Consider the following 19,348-nt stretch of genomic DNA (forward strand, 5'->3'; position numbering starts at 1 on the left):
GCCGACGGGCGCCGGAGCACCCGACGGCGGCGCGGCGGCCAGGGTGGCCGCGGCGGGAGGGACTCAGGGCTTGTGGAACACCAGTTGGCCGCCCTCGGCATCGGCCACGATGGTGTCGCCGGCCACGAACTCGCCGGACAGGATCCGCTGCGCCAGCGGGTTTTCCAGCTGTTGCTGGATCGCCCGCTTCAAGGGCCTCGCCCCGTACACCGGGTCGAAGCCGACGTTGGCGAGCAGCGCCAGCGCGTTGTCGCCCAGTTCGAGCTTGAGGCCGCGCTCGGCGAGCCGCTTGTCGAGGCCAGCCATCTGGATCCGCGCGATCTCGCGGATCTGCGCCTTGCCCAGCGGATGGAACACGACGATGTCGTCGAGCCGGTTGATGAACTCCGGCCGGAAGTGGTTCTGCACCACGCCCATGACCGCCGCCTTCATCTTGGTGTAGCCCTCGGCGGAGTCGTCGTCCGACATCTCCTGGATCATCTGGCTGCCGAGGTTGGAGGTCATCACGATGACCGTGTTGCGGAAGTCGACCGTGCGGCCCTGGCCATCGGTCAGGCGCCCGTCGTCGAGCACTTGCAGCAGGATGTTGAACACGTCCGGGTGCGCCTTCTCGACCTCGTCGAGCAGGATCACGCTGTAGGGCCGGCGGCGCACCGCCTCGGTCAGGTAACCGCCCTCCTCGTAGCCGACGTAACCCGGGGGCGCGCCGACCAGGCGCGAGACGGCGTGCTTCTCCATGAATTCGCTCATGTCGATGCGCACCATCGCGTCCGGGGAGTCGAACAGGAACTCGGCCAGCGCCTTGCACAGCTCGGTCTTGCCGACGCCGGTCGGGCCGAGGAACAGGAAGGACCCGCTCGGCCGGTTGGGGTCGGACAGCCCGGCGCGCGAGCGGCGCACCGCGTCGGACACGACCTTGATCGCCTCCTCCTGACCGACCACGCGCGCGTGCAGGTGCTCTTCCATCTTCAGCAGCTTCTCGCGCTCGCCCTCGAGCATCTTCGACACCGGGATGCCGGTCCAGCGCGCGACGACCTCGGCGATCTCCTCGGCGGTGACCTTGTCCTGCAGCAGGCTGAAGCCCTGCTTCTCGGCCTCCTGGGCCGCCTGCAGCTGCTTCTCCAGCTCCGGCAGGGTGCCGTACTGGATCTCGCTCATGCGGCCGAAGTCCTGCTTGCGCTGCGCGGCCTCCAGCTCGAGCTTGGCCGCCTCGATCTGCTCCTTGATCTTCGTCGCGCCCTGCAGGGTGGCCTTCTCGGCCTTCCACACTTCCTCCAGGTCATTGAACTCGCGCTCGAGCGTGGCGATCTCGGCCTCGAGGTCGGCCAGCCGCTGCTTCGACGCGTCGTCCTTCTCCTTCTTCAGTGCCTCGCGCTGGATCTTGAGCTGGATCAGCCGGCGCTCCTTGCGGTCGAGCTCCTCGGGCTTGGAGTCGATCTCCATGCGGATGCGGCTGGCCGCCTCGTCCATCAGGTCGATGGCCTTGTCCGGCAACTGGCGGTCGGCGATGTAGCGGTTGCTCAGCGTCGCCGCGGCGACGATCGCCGGATCGGTGATCTCCACGCCATGGTGGACGGCGTACTTCTCCTTCAGGCCGCGCAGGATGGCGATGGTGTCCTCGACCGAGGGCTCGCCGACGAAGACCTTCTGGAAGCGGCGCTCGAGCGCGGCGTCCTTCTCGACGTACTTGCGGTACTCGTCCAGGGTGGTCGCGCCGATGCAGTGCAGCTCGCCGCGCGCCAGCGCCGGCTTGAGCATGTTGCCGGCGTCCATCGCGCCATCGGCCTTGCCGGCGCCGACCATGGTGTGCAGCTCGTCGATGAAGAGGATCACCTGGCCCTCGTCCCTGGACAGGTCGTTGAGCACGCCCTTCAAGCGCTCCTCGAACTCGCCACGGAACTTCGCACCGGCGATCAGCGCACCCATGTCGAGCGCGAGCACGCGCTTGCCGCGCAGGCCCTCGGGCACTTCGCCATTGACGATGCGCTGGGCCAGGCCCTCGACGATCGCGGTCTTGCCCACGCCGGGCTCGCCGATCAGGACCGGGTTGTTCTTGGTCCGGCGCTGCAGCACCTGCACCGTGCGGCGGATTTCCTCGTCGCGACCGATGACCGGGTCCAGCTTGCCGGACTCGGCGCGCGCGGTCAGGTCGACGCAGTATTTCTCCAGCGCCTGGCGCTGTTCCTCGGCATTCTCGGACTGCACCGATTCGCCGCCGCGGGCCTTGTCGATCGCCGCTTCCAGGCGGGCCTTGTCGGCGCCGGCGGCCTTGAGCAGCTTGCCTGCCTCGCTGCTGCCCTCGAGCGCGGCGAGCAGGAACAACTCGGACGCGATGAAGGCGTCGCCGCGCTGCTGGGCGAGCTTGTCGGTCACGTTGAGCAGCCGTGCCAGGTCGTTGCCGGCCGAGACGTTGCCCTCCTGCCCGCTGACCTTCGGCAGCTTCTCCAACGCCTCGCCCAGGCGCTCGCGCAGCAGGGGCACGTTGACGCCGGCCTGCACCAGCAGCGGCCGGGTGCCGCCGCCGGCCTGGTCGAGCAGCGCGGTCAACAGGTGCACCGGTTCGATCACGTTGTGGTCGCGCCCGACCGCCAGCGATTGCGCATCGGCGATCGCCTGCTGGAAGCGCGAAGTCAGCTTGTCCATCCGCATGTGGGGAATCCTCGGAAAACGGGGGCGGCCGCATTGCCGCATGACTGCGAAATGCGGCTCGCGCGCCGACGATTCAAGCGCGATTCAAGGATGCGCAAACGGCTGTTCATGCAATGTCGAGGCGCGCCTACGCCCCGGGTGGCGCCCGCTCGCGAGGGCCGGCGGCCTGCAGCGAGAGCAGGGCCAGCATGCCCGCCAGCACCGCGTAGCCCGCCGCGAACTGCCATGCGATGACCCGGCCCAGCCCCTGCAGGGCCCATGGCAGGTAAATGCCGCCCTGCGGGTGCACCGAGTGGATCACGCCGAACAGGCACAGCGCGGCCGCGGCCAGAAGCCAGCCCGCCGCCAGGCGCAGGCGCCCCTCGATCATCGCCACCAGGGCCGAGGCCCAGAGCATGGCGGTGATGATGAAGCCATTGCCCAGGACCACGATGGTGGCCAGCTCCGGCAGGCCGCTGCCTTCGCCGTGGGCATACAGCTCGGCGAAGCGCGCCGGTTCGATCCAGGCCGGATTGCCGAGCTTGATGACCAGCAGGTAGGCGACCGAGGGCAGGAACGCCAGGGCCACGGCGATCGCGTGCTCGCGGCGGGTGCTTTGGAAGGCCTGCACCGTGATGTCCAGGCCGACGTAGGCGATGATCGGCGCCAGCACCGCCAGCGGCAGCCACTGCACCAGGCCCGACACGAAGCCCAGCATGCCGCCGATGCCAATGAACAGGCCGGTCAACAGCGTGTAGCCCATGCGCGCGCCCATGTGCTTGTACGCGGGCTGGCCGATGTAGGGCGTGGTCTGCGCGACGCCGCCGCACAGGCCGGCGACCAGGGTCGACACGGCCTCGGCCAGCAGCACGTCGCGGGTGCGGTAGTCGTCGCCGGCAGCGCGCGCGCTCTCGCTGACGTTGATGCCGCCCACCACCATCAACAGCCCGAACGGCAGCAACAGCGACAGGTAGGGCACGGTCAGTGGCAAGCCGTCGATGAAACCCAGCCCCGGCCACGGCAGCGTGAGGCCAAGCGGCATCGCGCGTGGCAGGGCGAAGCCCGGCGCGCCCAGGCCGGCGATGCCGAGGCCGTAGTACAGCGCCGTACCCACCAGGAAGGCCAGCAGCACGCCCGGGATTCGGACCGGCAGCCGGCCGCGCGCGACCAGCACGTACAGCAGCAGGCCGAACGTCGCCAGGCCGACCACGGGCGAGCGCAAGGTCTCGATCAGCGGCAGGAAGCCCAGCAGCACCAGCGCGGCGCCGCCGATCGACCCCAACAGTGCCGCCCGCGGCACGATCCGCGTGATCAGGTCGCCGGCGAACGAGAGCACCAGTTTCAGCGTGCCCATCACCATCAGTGCGGCCATGCCCAGCTGCCAGGTCGCCAGCGCCGCCGCCTCGGTGTCCATGCCCTCGGCCTGGAACCGGGTGAAGGCCGGACCGAGCACCAGCAGGGCCATGCCGATGCTGGTCGGTGCATCCAGGCCCAGCGGCATCGCCGTGACGTCGTCGCGCCCCGTGCGCAGCGCCAGCCGGCGCGCCATCAGGGTGTAGATCAGGTTGCCCACCAGCACGCCGAAGGCGGTGCCCGGGAACATCCGGGTGAACACGACCTCGGCCGGGAAGCCGAAGATCCCGACCAGCGCGGCCGCGATGAAGCCGAGGATCGACAGGTTGTCGACGACCAGCCCGAAGAAGCCGTTGAGGTCGCCGGGCACGAACCAGCGCGGCGCAGCGCGCTCAGTCATCGCTGCCCCTCCGGTTCGCGACCCGCGCGGCCGCCACGACCGACGTCTCCTTCTTCATGTCGCCGCCCCTGCATGCTGTCCGGCTCCAGTATGGCGCACGCCCGGGCGGGTCATGCTGCTCAGGGCGGACGCTTCCGACCGTGCTCGTCGGCACGTCACGCGTACCCCCAGCCGCCGCATCGCGCCGCGTTCATTCGATCCACAGCAGGCTGGCCATGCGCCCGCTGCGTCCGTCGCGGCGATGGGAGAAGAACGCCGTTGGCTCGGAGATCGTGCAGCGCGTGCCGCCATGGATCCGTCCGGAGGGCACACCGGCGACGGCCAGGCGGCGGCGCGCCAGCGCATAAAGGTCGACGTTCCAGTGGCCTGGCCGGGTGGCGGCGAACGCGGCCTCCGCGCCGCGGTCGCTGGACACGAATGCCTCGCGGACCTCCTCGCCCACTTCATAGGCCACGGGTCCGGCCGCGGGCCCCAGCCACGCGCACAGGCGATCGGGCGGCGTGCGCAGGGCCGCTACCGTCGCTTCCAACACCCCGGCGGCCAGGCCACGCCAGCCGGCATGCGCGCCACCCACCTCGCGACCGTCGTCGGCGCAGAACAGCACGGGCAGGCAGTCGGCGGTCTGGATGGCGATCACCACGCCCGGCTCGGCGGTCACCGCGGCGTCGGCCTCGGGCTCTCCACCGTCGCCCGCCGTCCCCAGGCGCAGCACGCCGGTGCCGTGCACCTGCCGCAACCAGCGCGGGGCCGAAGGCAGGCCTGCGCGCCGGATCAATGCCTCGCGGTTGGCCTGGGCGCTCTCCGGTGCGTCGCCGCAGCGCAGCCCGAGGTTGAAGTCGTCGAAGGGCGGCGGCGACTGGCCGCCGCCGTGGCGCAGGGTGCTGATCGCGCGGACCCGCGGCGGCGCGGGCCAATCGACCTCGAACCACGGCGTCGCCATCTCAGCGGGCCGCTTCGTGGGCCAGCCGGCTGTCTTCCCGGAGCACCGCGACCAGGGCCTGCATGTCGGCCGGCATCGGCGCCGAACAGCGGACCGGTTCGCCGCTGACCGGATGCATGAACTCGAGGGTCTCGGCATGCAGGGCCTGGCGCTTGAAACCGCGCAGCGCCTCGACCAGTTCGGGCGTCGCGCCCCTGGGCAGCTTGAGCGGTCCGCCGTACATGGGGTCGCCAACGATCGGGTACTTCACGTGCGCCATGTGCACGCGGATCTGGTGGGTCCGGCCGGTCTCCAGCCGGCACTCCAGCAGCGTGTGGGCACGGAAGCGCTCGCGCAGGCGGTAGTGGGTCACCGCCTCGCGTCCGTCCTCGCGCACCGCCATGCGGATGCGGTCGCGCGGATGGCGGTCGATCGGGAAATCCGCGGTGCCGCCGGCGACCATCGACCCGACCACCACGGCCAGGTACTGCCGGTGGACCTGGCGCGAGGACAGCTGCTCGATCAGGGCCGTGTGGGCGACCAGGGTGCGGGCCACCACCATGACGCCCGACGTGTCCTTGTCGAGCCGGTGCACGATGCCGGCGCGGGCCAGCGTGTTCAGGTTGGGGTCGCGGTGCAGCAGGGCGTTGACGAGGGTGCCGGCGGGATTGCCGGCGCCGGGATGGACGACCAGGCCCGCGGGCTTGTTGATGACGAAGACGTGCTCGTCCTCGAACAGCACGTCCAGCGGGATCGCCTCGGGCGCGGAATGGGTCTGGACCTCCTCGATGACCCGCAGCGCCACGGCCTCGCCGCCGCGCACCGGGTCGCGCGGCCGGACCTGCTGGCCGTCCAGGAGGGCGTCGCCGGACTTGATCCAGGCGGCCAGGCGGGAGCGCGAATAGGCCGGGAACAGTTCGGCCAGGACGGCGTCGAAGCGCCTTCCGGCGGCATGGTCGGGGACGGTGGCGGTCAGCGGGGAGGGGGTATCGGTCATTGTCTGGGGCGGCCTTGCCGGGGCTGGGCATCGATTAAGGCCACGGGGGCCCGGACTGCTATTATCGGCAGTTCGTGCCCTCGGCGCCCGTTGAAGCTTCCCATGACCGCAAGTTCCACCCTCGCCCGTTCCCTGCCCCGCCTGGCCGGCATCCTCGTGCTCGCCCTCGTCGTGGCCACCGGCTGCTCGCGTTTCAAGGACAAGGACGCCGATGAAGGCCAGCCCGTCGAAGCGCTGTACGAGAAAGCGCACAAGTCGATGGTGAACGAGAACTGGTCCGGCGCGGAGACCACGTTCAAGCGCCTGGTCGCCCAGTACCCCTACGGCCCGTACACCGAGCAGGCGCTGATGGAGATCGCCTACGCCCAGTACAAGGCCGGCAAGCACGAGGATGCGATCAGCAGCATCGACCGCTTCCTGCGCACCTACCCCACGCACCGCAACGCAGCGTACCTGTACTACCTGCGCGGGCTGACCAACTCCAGCCGCGACGCGGTGTTCCTGCAGCGCGTCTGGCGCCTGGACTCCAGCCGCCGCGACCTCTCGACGCCGCGCCAGGCCTACAACGACTTCCAGCTCGTGGTCGACCGCTATCCGAACAGCCGCTACGCGGCGGCAGCGGAGGAGAAGATGGCCGAGCTGCGCGACACCTTCGCGCGCCACCAGATGGACGTCGCCCTGTACTACCTGCGGCGCACCGCCTACGTGGCGGCAGCGAACCGGGCGACCTACCTGATGAAGACCTACCCGGACAGCATGTACCAGAACGACGCCATCGCCACCCTCGCCCTCGCGTACGAGGGCATGGGCAACGATGCGCTGGCCGAGAACGCGCGCAAGGAACTGCAGGCCAAGGAACCCGACCATCCGTACCTGGCCGGCAAGAACTGGCCCGACTACCCGAGCGATTGGCGCAAGCTCAACCCCTTCGCGGGCGAGAAGTCGGCCCTCGACAACATGTAACGGGACCCGGTTCCCGATGCGAAGACGCCGCCCCTGGGGCGGCGTTTTTTTTGGGGAATGGGGAATGGGGAATGGGGAATGGGGAATGGGGAATGGGGAATGGGGAATGGGGAATGGGGAGTCGGGAGTCGGGAGTCGGACGGTCCCCGCATCGGCTCGCGTGGCCTCCGCCACAGCCCTCGCCCAACGCCGTCATCCCAGCGAACGCTGGGATCCAGCTCCTCGCTTCGCGGCGGCCCCTGAGCCCTGTCTCGAACCCGTAGGAACTGCCCCTTCCGGAGGACACCCTGAACACCCACGGCCCGTCGCCTGGCGATGACGGGCAAAAAACCGCGCGGGCCAGACGGCCCACGCGCATCCGGGACTTACGCCCGAGCCCTCAGAACCCGTAACCGTTGGTGATCGGGTAGCGCCGCTCGCGGCTGAAGGCGCGGCGCGAGACCTTGGGCCCAGGCGCGGACTGGTGCCGCTTCCATTCGCTGATCCGCACCAGGCGCAGCACCTTGTCGACGGTCGCCGCGTCGTAGCCGGCCGAGACGATGTCGTCGCGCGACTGTTCCTGGTCGACGTAGCGCAGCAGGATGGCGTCGAGCACGTCATAGGGCGGCAGCGAGTCCTGGTCCTTCTGGTCGGCGCGCAGCTCGGCCGAAGGCGCGCGGTCGATGACCTCCTGCGGGATCACCTGCCCCCCGTTGGGTGCGCTGCCACCGACCGTGTTGCGCCAGCGCGCCAGCGCATAGACCTCGGTCTTGTAGAGGTCCTTGATCGGCGCGTAGCCGCCGCACATGTCGCCGTAGATGGTGGCGTAGCCGACGGCGTACTCGCTCTTGTTGCCGGTCGTCAGCAACAGCCCGCCGAACTTGTTCGACAGCGCCATCAGCAATGCGCCGCGGGTGCGCGACTGCAGGTTCTCCTCGGTGGTGTCGACCGCGACGCCTTCGAAGGCGCCTTCGAGTGCGTCGAGGAAGCCCTGGAACGGTTTCTCGATCGGCAGGGTCAGCAAACGCACCCCGAGTGAATCGCATTGCACCTGGGCCAGGTCGTTCGACAGGTCGGCGGTATAGCGCGAGGGCATCCGCACCGCGGTCACGTTCTCCGCGCCCAGCGCGTCGACCGCCAACGCCAGCACCAGCGACGAATCGATGCCGCCCGACAGCCCGAGCCAGACCTTGCCGAACCCGTTCTTGCGGCAGTAATCAGCGGTGCCGCGCACGATCGCGCGCCACGCCAGCGCATCGCGGCTCTCGTCGCCCTCGTCCATCCACTGCACGGGCAGGAATGCACGGCGCTCGCGGTTGAAATCGACCACCAGCCACTGGTCGGTGAAGGCCGCGGCCGCCGGATGCACGCTGCCATCGGCGTCGGCGACGACCGATGCCCCGTCGAACATCAGCGCGTCCTGCCCGCCCACGAGGTTGAGGTAGGCGATGCCCACCCCGGGGCCGTGCGCCCGGCTCTCGCGGATGCGGCGCCCCAGCAGCGCGTCGCGGTCGGCATGCTTGTCGCGCTCGAAGGGCGAGGCATTCGGCACCAGCAGCAGTTCCGCGCCGGCCGCGACCGCCTCGGCCATGGGCTCGGCGAACCAGAGGTCCTCGCAGATCACCAGGCCGACGCGCACGCCGTCGACCTCGAACACGCAGGTTTCGCCGTCGGGATCGAGGGTGAAGTAGCGGCGCTCGTCGAACACCGCGTAGTTGGGCAGTTCGCGCTTGCGGTAGGTATGCGTCACCTGGCCGTCGCGCAGCACGCTGGCCGCGTTGTAAACCACGCTGCCGGCCGACTGCGGCCAGCCCACGACGGCGGTGATGCCGGCGACCCCCGCGGCGAGCTTCTCCATCTCCACGTGGCAATCGGCGAGGAAGCCGGGGCGCATCAAGAGGTCCTCCGGCGGATAACCGCTCAGGGCCAGCTCCGGGAACAGCACCAGGTCCGCCCCGTACTCGTCGCGCGCCTCGTTGATCATCGCGAGGATGCGTTCGGCGTTGGCCTGGACCGCGCCGACCGGGAAGTCGAACTGGGCCATGGCGATTCGAAGCGTCTGGGACATGGAGCCACCTGGGGGATTGGTCGGGCCGGATCGGCCGCGGGAGCGGGCGCGCACGATCACGCGCGACGCCGGCATTGTTTCAGAAGCCGCGGGCGCGCCACCAGCCCACGGGGCGCCTTCCGGCTGCGCGCGGGCCGCGGATTCGCGCCCGGGCCGCAGCCCGGGTGCCTCTCCCGACGACGCAGGCGACCGGCCAGGCATGCGCTGGACGGGCGGGCCGCCGCCAGGACCGGTCGAGCATGCCTGTTTTCCGACGGCGATGGGTGGGGGCTTCCCTCCCCCCCGCGTTTTTTTGTTGATACCCTGCCGCTCGTTCCCGCCCTGGCCCCGCCGGTCGCGCGAATGGCCCACGGGGAGTGGGCCCGACAGGATACGGACCTCCATCCAGGCGCACCCCCGAGCGTCCCGCCACCGCCTGCGGCAGCCTTCCGCCACCGCCAAGCCAGCAGTCCAACCCCATGTCCCGCATCAAGATATACGGCCTCAAATCGCAACTGGACCCGATCCGCAGCGCCCTGTCGGACACCATCCACAGCTGCATGACGGAAGCGTTCCGCCTGCCGGCGGAGCACCGCTTCCATCGCTTCTTCGGCCTGGCGCCGGAGGACTTCATCTTCCCCGACGGCCATTCCGACCGTTACCTGGTGCTGGAGATCAGCTGTTTCGAGGGCCGCTCGATGTCGGCCAAGAAAGCCCTCATCCGCCTGTTGTTCGAACGACTGGAGGAACGCCACGGGATTCCCCGACGCGACGTCGAGATCAGCATCACCGAGACGCCCCGCTGGAACTGGGGCCTGGCCGGCAAGTCCGGCGACGAGGTGATGGTCGACTACCCGGTCGGGGTCTAGCGCCCACCGCCCGGGGACGCAACGAAAAAGGCCACCCGGAGGTGGCCTTTTTCGTACGACGAGGCGGATCGCGGCTCAGCCGTTGAGGCGCTTGGCGATCGCCGCGCCGAGGTCGCCGGGCGACTTCACCGTGGTGACGCCGGCCTTCTCCATCGCGGCGAACTTGCCTTCGGCGGTGCCCTGGCCGCCCGATGCAATCGCACCGGCATGGCCCATGCGCTTGCCCTTCGGGGCGCTGGCGCCGGCGATGAAGCCGACCACGGGCTTGGTCACGTACTGGCTGATGAACTCGGCGGCCTCTTCCTCGGCGCTGCCGCCGATCTCGCCGACCATGATGATGCCCTCGGTCTGCGGGTCGTCCTGGAACAGCTTCAGCGCGTCGATGAAGTTGGTGCCGTTGATCGGGTCGCCGCCGATGCCGATGCAGGTCGACTGGCCGAGGCCGACGTCGGTGGTCTGCTTGACCGCTTCGTAGGTCAGCGTGCCGGAGCGCGAGACGATGCCGATCTTGCCCGGCTTGTGGATGTGGCCCGGCATGATGCCGATCTTGCACTCGCCCGGGGTGATCACGCCGGGGCAGTTCGGGCCGACCAGGACCACGTCGTCGTGGTCGTTGAGCACGTTCTTGACGCGCAGCATGTCGAGCACCGGGATGCCCTCGGTAATGCAGACGATGACCTTGATGCCGGCATCGGCCGCCTCGAGGATCGCGTCGGCCGCGAACGGCGGCGGCACGTAGATGACCGAGGCGTCGGCGCCGGTCGCGGCGACCGCGTCGGACACGGTGTTGAACACGGGCAGGCCGAGGTGCTCGGTGCCGCCCTTGCCCGGGGTCACGCCACCGACGACCTGGGTGCCGTACTCGAGCATCTGCTCGGCGTGGAAGGTGCCCTGCGAGCCGGTGAAGCCCTGGACGATGACCTTGGTGTTCTTGTTGATTAGCACGGACATTGCAAAGTCCCTTGTTTCTCGTAGCCCGGGGAAGGCCATGGGCCGCACCCGGGAAAATGTTGGGAGTGCCCCGGGTGCGCTACGCTTACCCGGGCTACGGCAACTCTTGTCAGGCGACGGCGGCGACGGCCTTCCTGGCGCCGTCGTTGATGTCGTCGGCCGCCGTGATCGCCAGCCCGGAGTTCTTCAGCAGCTCCTTGCCGGCCTCGACGTTGGTGCCTTCCAGGCGCACGATCACCGGGACCTTGACGTCGACTTCCTTGACCGCGGCGATGATGCCCTCGGCGATCATGTCGCAGCGGACGATGCCGCCGAAGATGTTGACGAAGATCGCCTTGACCTTGTCGCTCGAGAGGATGAGCTTGAACGCCTCGGTGACGCGCTCCTTGGTGGCGCCGCCGCCGACGTCGAGGAAGTTGGCCGGCTCGCCGCCTTCCAGCTTGATGACGTCCATGGTCGCCATCGCCAGGCCGGCGCCGTTGACCATGCAGCCGATGTTGCCGTCCATGGTGACGTAGTTGAGGTCGTGCTGGCTGGCCTTGACCTCGGTCTCGTCCTCCTGGCGGATGTCGCGCATCGCGGCCAGGTCCTTGTGGCGGAAGGTGGCGTTGTCGTCGCTGTTGACCTTGCCGTCGAGCACGGCCAGGTCGCCATTGGTCAGGATCGCCAGCGGATTCAGCTCGACCAGGGCCAGGTCCTTTTCGTTGAACAGCTTGAACAGGCCCAGCATGATCTTGGTCAGCTGGCCGACCTGCTTGGCGGTCAGGCCCAGCGAGAAGCCCAGCTCGCGGCACTGGTAGGGCTGCAGGCCCTCGACGTAGTTCACGTTGAGGGTCTTGATCAGGTGCGGGGTCTCCTCGGCGACCTTCTCGATCTCCACGCCACCCTCGCTGGAGGCGATGAAGGTGATCGACTGGGTGCCGCGGTCGACCAGCACCGACAGGTACAGTTCCTTGTCGATGTCGGTGCCTTCGGAGATCAGGACCGAATCGATCGGCAGGGCAACGCCGGCCGACTGGTAGGTCTCCATCTTCGTGCCCAGCATGGCCTTGGCGTATTCCTTGACCTCATCAAAGGTCCTGGCCAGCTTGACGCCGCCGGCCTTGCCACGGCCGCCCGCATGGATCTGGGCCTTGACGACCCACAGGTCGCCCGGGATTTCCTTGGCCGCGGCAACGGCTTCGTCGGGGGTACGGGCCACGCGGCCGGTCGGCACTGCGATGCCGTAGTCGGCAAAGAGCTGCTTTGCCTGGTATTCGTGGAAGTTCATGCGTCACCGAGGGGAGTTGAACAGACGTCCCTCGCGGCGGCGCTCCGGAAAGCCCGGAGCGGGCGCGATGGGGCCCGCCATTGTCGCCGATTGGGGCGCCACGGGCAAAACCCGCCCGCCCGGCCCCACGGGGAGCCGGCCGCGGCGGACCCGGCCGGAGCGCCCGCTTCGACACTTCCCGGGCGCAGCTCCCTATACTCGGTCCCCGGGGGTCCGCCGCCCCACCCCCGCCAGCCACCCACGGAGCGCCGCGCTTGCCCCTGAAAATCGCCGCCCTGCAGGTCGCCGACGCCGACAAGGCGCTCCGACGCGAGCTCCACTTCTTCACCCTCTACCGCCTGCTGGAAGCGGCCATGCTGCTGCTGGTGCTGTTCGGTCCGATCGCCGAGCAGTTGCCCGAAACCCGCCATGCCCTGTTCGCCCAGGCCCTGGCGATCGCCTACGCCTTCTCGGCGGTCCTGCTGTTCGCCTTTGGTCGCAAGGGCGACCTGCGCCTGTGCACGATGATCGGCATCAGCGCCGACCTGTTCTTCGGCATCCTGGCCATGCACTCGATACCGGCCGCCAGCACCGGCATCGCCCTGATGCTCATCTTCAACGTCGGCGCCGCCGCCCTGCTGCTGCCCACCCGCTACGGCATCGGCGTGGCCCTGGTGGCCGTGGCGGGCCTGACCGTGGAGCACTTCTGGACCCGGATCATCGAGGACCAGGCGACCCGCTCGCTGATCGAGCCCCTCATGTTCGCGGTGGCCTACATGGCCATGGCCACCCTGACCAGCGTGCTGGGCCGGCAGATGCGCGCCAGCCAGGACCTGGCCGAGCGCCGGGGCGAGGAGACCGCCCACCTGGTGGAGGTCAACGAGCTGATCATCCGTCGCCTGCGCACCGGCGTGTTGCTGGTGGACGGCCGCAACCGCATCACCCTGGCCAACGAAGCGGCGACGGTGCTGCTCGGCGGCACGCGCGAGGAGGACTGGCAGCTCGACCTGGTCATGCCCGAGCTCGCGCGGCGCCTGGCCGTCTGGCGCGACGGCGGCAAGAACGACGAGACCCCGTTTCAGCCCAGCCCGGACTTCTCCGACATCGTGCCTCGCTTCACCCGCCTGCTCGCCGGCAGCGACCAGACGCTGGTCTTCCTCGACGACACCTCCCTGCTGTCCAAGCGTGCCGAGTCGATCACCCTGGCCACGCTGGGCCGGTTCTCGGCCAGCCTGGCCCACGAGATCCGCAACCCGCTGGCCGCGATCAACTACGCCGTCCAGCTACTGGAGGAGTCCGACGACATCCGTCCGGCCGACCGCCGGCTGCTGGAGATCATCCACCAGCAGGGCACCCGCATGAACGGGATCGTCGACAACGTGCTGGGCCTGGCCCGCCGCGAGCCGGCCAAGCCCGAGCATGTCGACCTGGTGGGCCTGTGCCGCCAGTTCGTCACCGAGTACCTGGCCGGCCACCCGCTGGAGGACGACAGCCTGAGCTCGACCTCCAGCCGCCCCTCGCTGCCGGTCATGGTCGACCCCCGCCAGCTGCACCAGGTGCTGACGGTTCTCGTCCACAACGCCCTGCTGTACGGGCGCAAGCCCGGCGAGCCCGCGCGGATCACCATCCATGCCCAGCCCGATGGCGCCGGCGGCAGCCGGATCGACGTGCTGGACCGCGGCCCCGGCATCCCCGAGCGCCAGGCCGGGCAGCTGTTCAAGCCCTTCTATACCACCTCGCCGCACGGCACCGGCCTGGGCCTCTATATCGCCCGCGAGCTCTGCCGGGCCAACCAGGCCACGCTGGAGTACGTGCCCACCCCGGGCGTCGGCAGTTGCTTCCGCATCCGCTTCCCCGCCTCGGCCACCCGGGCGTGACCGGCGCCTCCAACAGCCCAGAAATGGCAACGAATGCGGCCTGAGCCGCTTGGCCACACCCCGGCGTTCGGCTATCTTGGCGGGCGGAGGACTCGATGTCAGAAACACGCAGCGCACTCATAGTCGACGACGAACGCGACATCCGCGAGCTCTTGGTGATGACCTTGAGCCGGATGGGCGTGCGTTGCGACACCGCGTCCAACCTCGGCGATGCGCGCAACCAGTTGCAGCGCAATACCTACGACCTGTGCCTGACCGACATGCGCCTGCCGGACGGCTCGGGCATCGACCTGGTGGGTGAAATCAGCCAGAAGTACCCCGAGACTCCGGTCGCCATGATCACCGCCTTCGGCAATGTCGAGGCCGCGGTCGAGGCACTGAAGGCCGGCGCCTTCGACTTCGTCGCCAAGCCCGTCGACCTGCCCGTGCTGCGTGACCTGGTCCGGCATGCCCTGGACCTGCAGCAGGCCCGCAAGGCCGGAAGCGACGCGGTGGCCTCGCGCCTGTACGGCGAATCGCCGGCGATGACCACGCTCCGCCAGACCATCGCCAAGGTCGCCCGCAGCCAGGCGCCGGTCTACATCGCCGGCGAGTCCGGCGTCGGCAAGGAGCTCGTCGCCCGCACCATCCACGCCGAGGGTGCCCGGGCGGACGCGCCCTTCGTCCCGGTGAATTGCGGCGCGATCCCGTCGGAGCTGATGGAGAGCGAGTTCTTCGGCCACAAGAAGGGCAGCTTCACCGGCGCGCACGCCGACAAGCCCGGCCTGTTCCAGACCGCCGAGGGCGGCACCCTGTTCCTCGACGAGGTCGCCGAGCTGCCGCTGCCGATGCAGGTCAAGCTGCTTCGCGCGATCCAGGAGAAGTCGGTCCGGGCCGTCGGCGCCAACACCGAACACCCGGTCGACGTGCGCATCCTCTCGGCCACGCACAAGGACCTGGCCAAGCTGGTCGCCGAAGGCAAGTTCCGCCAGGACCTCTATTACCGGATCAACGTCATCGAGCTGGCCGTGCCGCCGCTGCGCGAGCGGCTCGAAGACCTGCCGGGCCTGTCGACCAAGATCATGGGCCGCCTGGCCGAAGCCCAGGGGCGCGGCGTGCCCACCCTGGCCGACGACGCCGTGAAGGCCCTGCGCGAATACCCGTTCCCGGGCAACGTGCGCGAACTCGAGAACATCCTCGAGCGCGCACTGGCCCTGTCCGACGGCGACGTGCTCACCGCGTCCGACCTGCACCTGCCCCGGGGTGGTGCGACGAGCGAGTCTCACCAGGCCGCAGCCGCTGCGGGCGTCGACCCCCGCAGCATCGATCCGCGCGACACAGCCACCAGCGCCCTGCCCTCGTACATCGAGGAAATCGAGCGCGCCGCGATCCAGCATGCGCTGCAGGAAAACCGCTACAACAAGACCAAGACCGCGCAGTCGCTGGGGATCACCTTCCGCGCCCTGCGCTACAAGCTCAAGAAGCTCGGCATCGACTGAGCCACCCGCCGGGAGCCCGGGCGCGGGCGCCCGCTTCCTGCCTACCGCACCATGCCCTTGGCACGTCATCCCAGCGAACGCTGGGATCCAGCCCTTCCGCCGCATGGCAGGATCGACGCGTGGAAAGCAGCGCCGGCGACACGCCAGACCCCGCGCCATGTCGCCTCCCCTTCGCGCGCCCTCCTTCCTGCATTGAGCTGCTGACGTCGGGTGCGACCCCAGGCTCACAGGAGCCTCTCACCCTCTCCGCAAAGTGCCCTCCTCGCAAAATGGCCGGCAGCCGACCCCGGCCCAACCCCGCTACGCTTGGGCGGGACTCGCAAATGCCCCCGACGCGGCTCCATGCACCCGCCGTATGCGACGTCGACCAGCCAGCCCGGCAGCCACTCACGGCACGGGCACGAAGACGTTGCGACGTGGCCCGCCAAACGCCGGCAAACCGGGCTTTAGACTCCAAAAGTGACGCATAACGTCACCTTTTTTACGATTAATGACACATAGCGTCACCACCAATTTGACGCTCGTCACACTATGAGCCCATGAGCCCAGCCAAGCGTGATACAGGCCTCGTTCATGGACTTGGCACGGGAGTTGCGTATGTATTCCTGCACGTGCAGCAAGCACGGCAAGCCGATGGACCGGGGACCCGGGCCGGCAGGCACGTGAAGTTCAACAACTCCTAGGGGATTTACCAATGAAGAAGCAGCAAGGCTTTACCCTGATCGAACTGATGATCGTCGTGGCGATCATCGCCATCCTGGCCGCCATCGCGCTGCCGGCCTACCAGGACTACGTGGCCAAGTCGCAGATGACCGCAGGCCTCGCCGACATCCGTGGCGGTGTCACCGCCTATGAAGAAGGTATCCAGGCTGGCACGAACACCGCTGGTGCGACTCCGACCGCTGCTGACCTGGGCCTGTCGGCCAGCACCCCGCGTTGCAGCGCCGTCACGCCGGGCGGCACCTGGGGCGCCGGCAATGGCCAGACCATCGCTTGCACCGTCCAGGGCAACCCGAAGGTTACCGGTACGACCCTGACCCTGACCCGCAATGCTTCGGGCCAGTGGGACTGCGGCATCACGGCCGGCGCCAACTACAACACCAAGTACAACCCGGGCGGCTGCAACTAATACCGCGGCGACCGGTTCTGTTTGAAAACAAGGGGCGGCTCCGCCGCCCCTTGTCATTTCCAGGCGCACCGACGACGTTGCGCGAACGGCTGGTGGCTTCGAGGTCTCGGGGGGAGACGACATGCACAAGCACCAAGGCTTCACCCTCATTGAGCTGATGATCGTGGTGGCCATCATTGCCATCCTGGCTGCAATCGCTCTACCGGCCTACCAGAACTACACGGTCAAGAGCCAGTTGACGGCGGGACTCGCCGAAGTCAACTCGGGCAAGACGCTTTTCGAGTCAAAGCTGCTCGTCGACAACCTTTCGACGTTTGACGCGACCACGCTGGGCCTTGCCTCGAGCACGCCCAGATGCAGTGTCATTTCCGTCACGCCTGGCCTCGATGGTGAAATCAGTTGCGTGCTTCGCGGGGCGCCGGTGATCGTCGGCAAGACGATCAAGATCGTGCGCATCGCCTCCGGCGAATGGCATTGCGAAGCACCCGCGGGCGTCGCCCCCAAGCTGCTGCCCGCGCACTGCCAATAAAATCTGGTACCTGGGGTGTGGCTTCGGGAACCGTAGTGGAGTCACACCCGATGTCAAATCCCCTCGATCGCGTCGCGCCGACCAGGCCAACGTGGAATCCGATCGCGACGTGGTCGCGGCCAGTAGTCTGGCCCTTGGCCCTCGCGCTGTTCGCACTGACGTTGCTGCTGTTCTGGCCGGGGCTCGGTGGACCTTTTGTGTTCGACGACTTCCCGGCGCTCGTGAGTAATGCGCGCGTCCATGCGCAGGACCTGGCGCCCGCCACACTTTGGAAGTCGGCCTTCAGTTTCGATCCAGGCGGCCTGGGCCGTCCCCTGGCCATGCTGACGTTCGCGATCAACCATGCCCTCGGCGGCCTTGACCCCTGGGGTTACAAGCTCGGCGGACTGATCGTCCATGCCTTCAATGCGCTGCTGGTCTTCGTGCTCGTCGCGCAGGTCCTGGTTTGCCTGGGGACCAGGCAATCGAATTCCCGCTGGGCAGCCTTCGCCGTGTCCCTGGCCTGGGCCATCCACCCGCTACAGGTCTCCACGGTCCTCTACGTGGTGCAGCGAATGGAAACGCTGTCCCTGTTGTTCGTCCTCCTGGCCCTGATCAGCTACGTACACGGGCGCCGTCGACAGATCCGCGGCCAGGCAGGCTGGCCATGGCTCCTGGCTTGCCTGCCCTTGCTGCTTCTGGGCCTGTCCGCCAAAGAGACCGCGGCGTTGTTCCCCGCCTACACGCTGGCGCTGGAACTCACCGTCCTCGGCTTCCGTGCGGCCAGTCCCCGGACAAGCCGGCGTTGGCGCTGGGCCTACGGCATCAGCATCATGCTTGCCGTCGTCGTGTTCATGGCCTGGGTGCTGCCGCGCTACAGCAGCCCGGATCCCTACGCTTCGCGGAACTTCAATACCGTGGAGCGCCTGATGACGCAGTTGCGCGTCCTGCCGCTGTACCTCGGCCAGATCGTCTGGCCTACCCCGGGCCAAATGCCGTTCTACTACGACGACGTACTTCCCTCGCGGTCGTTGCTGGAACCCGTGACAACGCTCTGTGGTGCCGTGTTCATGACCGCGTTGCTTGCGGCGGGCTGGCTCCTCCGGGCACGTGCGCCCCTCGCCGCCCTGGGCATCATGTGGTTCTTCGCCGCCCATGTGATCACCAGCAATGTCATCCCGCTCGAGCTGGTGTTCGAACACCGGAACTATTTCGCGCTCCTCGGCGTCCTGTTCGTCCTGACCGACATCATCCAGCGGCTGCCGGTGCGCGATGGGCCCGCCATCAAGTACGCCGGTGTCGTCGTGCTGCTGGTCGGGCTCGGAGTCCTGACACTTCTCCGCTCGGCCACCTGGGGCGACCGTCTCCTGCTGGCCACCGACCTGGCGGGCAACAACCCGCGCTCCGAACGCGCGGCTCACGAACTGGGCGTCACCTACTACGAGATGGCGGACGGCAACACGGAATCGCCGTTCTACAGTTTCGCCATCAACCAGTTCGAGCGCGAAGCCGCGATGCCCGGCAGCTCGATCCTCGGGGACCAGGCCCTTATCCTCATGCGGGCGTCGGCCGGCCTGCCCGTTCCAGCGGACGCTTGGCTGAACGTCCACCGCAAGCTGGCGAACAACGTCATCACGCCCGCCACTACCCACGCACTCTTTGCGCTGCTGGAGAACCGCTACAAGGGTGTCGAGCTCGACGACCAGGCGCTTTCCGATGCGTTCGTCCTGATGTTTGACCGGGTCCGGTTGCCGCCCCAGAGCCATGCCCAGGCGGGGGACCATGCCCTCCGCTACCTGGGCGACGCGGCGCGCGCCGAACGATTGTTCCGTCAGGCGGTCGCCAGCAGCACCGAGGATCCCGCGTACGTTTCGAGGATCCTCGACAACCTCGAGAAAGAGGGCCAGCCAGCACTCGTCGATGCCGTTCGCGACGAAGCACGCCGCCAGGGCATTCCCGTCCCGGCGGCGTTGTGAACGCAGGCGGTCGTCGCCCCGGCAC

The 19,348-nt window shown here is 68.5% G+C and carries 14 protein-coding genes; 7 read left to right on the forward strand and 7 right to left on the reverse strand.

The features are described 5' to 3' along the window. Positions 1-63: 63 nt before the first annotated feature. From clpB to rluD, 4 genes are all read right to left on the reverse strand, one after another. Positions 64-2,649 carry an ATP-dependent chaperone ClpB gene (gene clpB, locus FKV25_RS04170; RefSeq protein WP_141517540.1) on the reverse strand — a complete coding sequence of 862 codons (2,586 nt, stop codon included), beginning with the start codon at positions 2,647-2,649 and terminating at the stop codon, positions 64-66. A 127-nt stretch (positions 2,650-2,776) separates the two neighbouring features. Then, entirely contained in the window at positions 2,777-4,381 is a 1,605-nt protein-coding gene (locus FKV25_RS04175; protein ID WP_141517541.1) for a SulP family inorganic anion transporter, read from the reverse strand. Positions 4,382-4,571: 190 nt separating this feature from the next. After that, the gene (gene pgeF, locus FKV25_RS04180; RefSeq protein WP_141517542.1) at positions 4,572-5,321 is read right to left on the reverse strand and encodes a peptidoglycan editing factor PgeF; all 750 of its coding nucleotides are present in this window, start codon (positions 5,319-5,321) and stop codon (positions 4,572-4,574) included. 1 nt (position 5,322) lies between these two features. Continuing rightward, positions 5,323-6,297: a 23S rRNA pseudouridine(1911/1915/1917) synthase RluD gene (gene rluD, locus FKV25_RS04185; protein ID WP_141517543.1), complete on the reverse strand. Its 975-nt coding sequence runs from the start codon at positions 6,295-6,297 to the stop codon at positions 5,323-5,325. A gap of 102 nt (positions 6,298-6,399) precedes the next feature. Here rluD and FKV25_RS04190 point away from each other — a divergent pair, with 102 nt between their 5' ends. Further along, positions 6,400-7,260: an outer membrane protein assembly factor BamD gene (locus FKV25_RS04190; protein WP_141517544.1), complete on the forward strand. Its 861-nt coding sequence runs from the start codon at positions 6,400-6,402 to the stop codon at positions 7,258-7,260. Between the two features lie 379 nt (positions 7,261-7,639). Here the strand turns inward: FKV25_RS04190 and FKV25_RS04200 are convergent, their stop codons facing one another. Then, the gene (locus FKV25_RS04200) at positions 7,640-9,307 is read right to left on the reverse strand and encodes an NAD+ synthase (protein WP_141517546.1); all 1,668 of its coding nucleotides are present in this window, start codon (positions 9,305-9,307) and stop codon (positions 7,640-7,642) included. A gap of 458 nt (positions 9,308-9,765) precedes the next feature. Between FKV25_RS04200 and FKV25_RS04205 the strand changes: the two genes are divergently transcribed. Beyond that, entirely contained in the window at positions 9,766-10,155 is a 390-nt protein-coding gene (locus FKV25_RS04205; RefSeq protein WP_141517547.1) for a tautomerase family protein, read from the forward strand. A gap of 75 nt (positions 10,156-10,230) precedes the next feature. Here FKV25_RS04205 and sucD read toward each other — a convergent pair whose 3' ends face one another. After that, positions 10,231-11,106, reverse strand: coding sequence for a succinate--CoA ligase subunit alpha (gene sucD / locus FKV25_RS04210; RefSeq protein ID WP_141517548.1), 876 nt, complete (start codon positions 11,104-11,106; stop codon positions 10,231-10,233). 109 nt (positions 11,107-11,215) lie between these two features. Then, the gene (sucC, locus tag FKV25_RS04215; protein WP_141517549.1) at positions 11,216-12,376 is read right to left on the reverse strand and encodes an ADP-forming succinate--CoA ligase subunit beta; all 1,161 of its coding nucleotides are present in this window, start codon (positions 12,374-12,376) and stop codon (positions 11,216-11,218) included. Positions 12,377-12,636: 260 nt separating this feature from the next. On the opposite strand from sucC, the gene FKV25_RS04220 reads away from it, so the two are divergent. The 5 genes from FKV25_RS04220 (at position 12,637) to FKV25_RS04240 (ending at position 19,323) form a co-directional block, all read left to right on the forward strand. Continuing rightward, the gene (locus FKV25_RS04220; protein WP_246071905.1) at positions 12,637-14,232 is read left to right on the forward strand and encodes a sensor histidine kinase; all 1,596 of its coding nucleotides are present in this window, start codon (positions 12,637-12,639) and stop codon (positions 14,230-14,232) included. Between the two features lie 95 nt (positions 14,233-14,327). Next, positions 14,328-15,710, forward strand: coding sequence for a sigma-54-dependent transcriptional regulator (locus tag FKV25_RS04225; protein WP_141517550.1), 1,383 nt, complete (start codon positions 14,328-14,330; stop codon positions 15,708-15,710). A gap of 694 nt (positions 15,711-16,404) precedes the next feature. After that, positions 16,405-16,839 carry a pilin gene (locus FKV25_RS04230; RefSeq protein WP_141517551.1) on the forward strand — a complete coding sequence of 145 codons (435 nt, stop codon included), beginning with the start codon at positions 16,405-16,407 and terminating at the stop codon, positions 16,837-16,839. A gap of 121 nt (positions 16,840-16,960) precedes the next feature. Next, complete coding sequence (locus FKV25_RS04235; protein WP_141517552.1) at positions 16,961-17,368, forward strand: pilin; 408 nt, start codon at positions 16,961-16,963, stop codon at positions 17,366-17,368. Between the two features lie 134 nt (positions 17,369-17,502). Continuing rightward, positions 17,503-19,323, forward strand: a complete 1,821-nt coding sequence (locus FKV25_RS04240; protein ID WP_141517553.1) for a hypothetical protein — start codon at positions 17,503-17,505, stop codon at positions 19,321-19,323. Positions 19,324-19,348 lie beyond the last annotated feature (25 nt).

The sequence above is a fragment of the Marilutibacter aestuarii genome, assembly GCF_006546775.1.
GTDB classification, from domain to species: domain Bacteria; phylum Pseudomonadota; class Gammaproteobacteria; order Xanthomonadales; family Xanthomonadaceae; genus Marilutibacter; species Marilutibacter aestuarii.

Coding starts and splice junctions, on each gene's coding strand:
- clpB (WP_141517540.1), bottom strand. CDS start 2,649: ATGCGGATGGACAAGCTGACTTCGCGCTTCCAGCAGGCGATCGCCGAT.
- FKV25_RS04175 (WP_141517541.1), bottom strand. CDS start 4,381: ATGACTGAGCGCGCTGCGCCGCGCTGGTTCGTGCCCGGCGACCTCAAC.
- pgeF (WP_141517542.1), bottom strand. CDS start 5,321: ATGGCGACGCCGTGGTTCGAGGTCGATTGGCCCGCGCCGCCGCGGGTC.
- rluD (WP_141517543.1), bottom strand. CDS start 6,297: ATGACCGATACCCCCTCCCCGCTGACCGCCACCGTCCCCGACCATGCC.
- FKV25_RS04190 (WP_141517544.1), top strand. CDS start 6,400: ATGACCGCAAGTTCCACCCTCGCCCGTTCCCTGCCCCGCCTGGCCGGC.
- FKV25_RS04200 (WP_141517546.1), bottom strand. CDS start 9,307: ATGTCCCAGACGCTTCGAATCGCCATGGCCCAGTTCGACTTCCCGGTC.
- FKV25_RS04205 (WP_141517547.1), top strand. CDS start 9,766: ATGTCCCGCATCAAGATATACGGCCTCAAATCGCAACTGGACCCGATC.
- sucD (WP_141517548.1), bottom strand. CDS start 11,106: ATGTCCGTGCTAATCAACAAGAACACCAAGGTCATCGTCCAGGGCTTC.
- sucC (WP_141517549.1), bottom strand. CDS start 12,376: ATGAACTTCCACGAATACCAGGCAAAGCAGCTCTTTGCCGACTACGGC.
- FKV25_RS04225 (WP_141517550.1), top strand. CDS start 14,328: ATGTCAGAAACACGCAGCGCACTCATAGTCGACGACGAACGCGACATC.
- FKV25_RS04230 (WP_141517551.1), top strand. CDS start 16,405: ATGAAGAAGCAGCAAGGCTTTACCCTGATCGAACTGATGATCGTCGTG.
- FKV25_RS04235 (WP_141517552.1), top strand. CDS start 16,961: ATGCACAAGCACCAAGGCTTCACCCTCATTGAGCTGATGATCGTGGTG.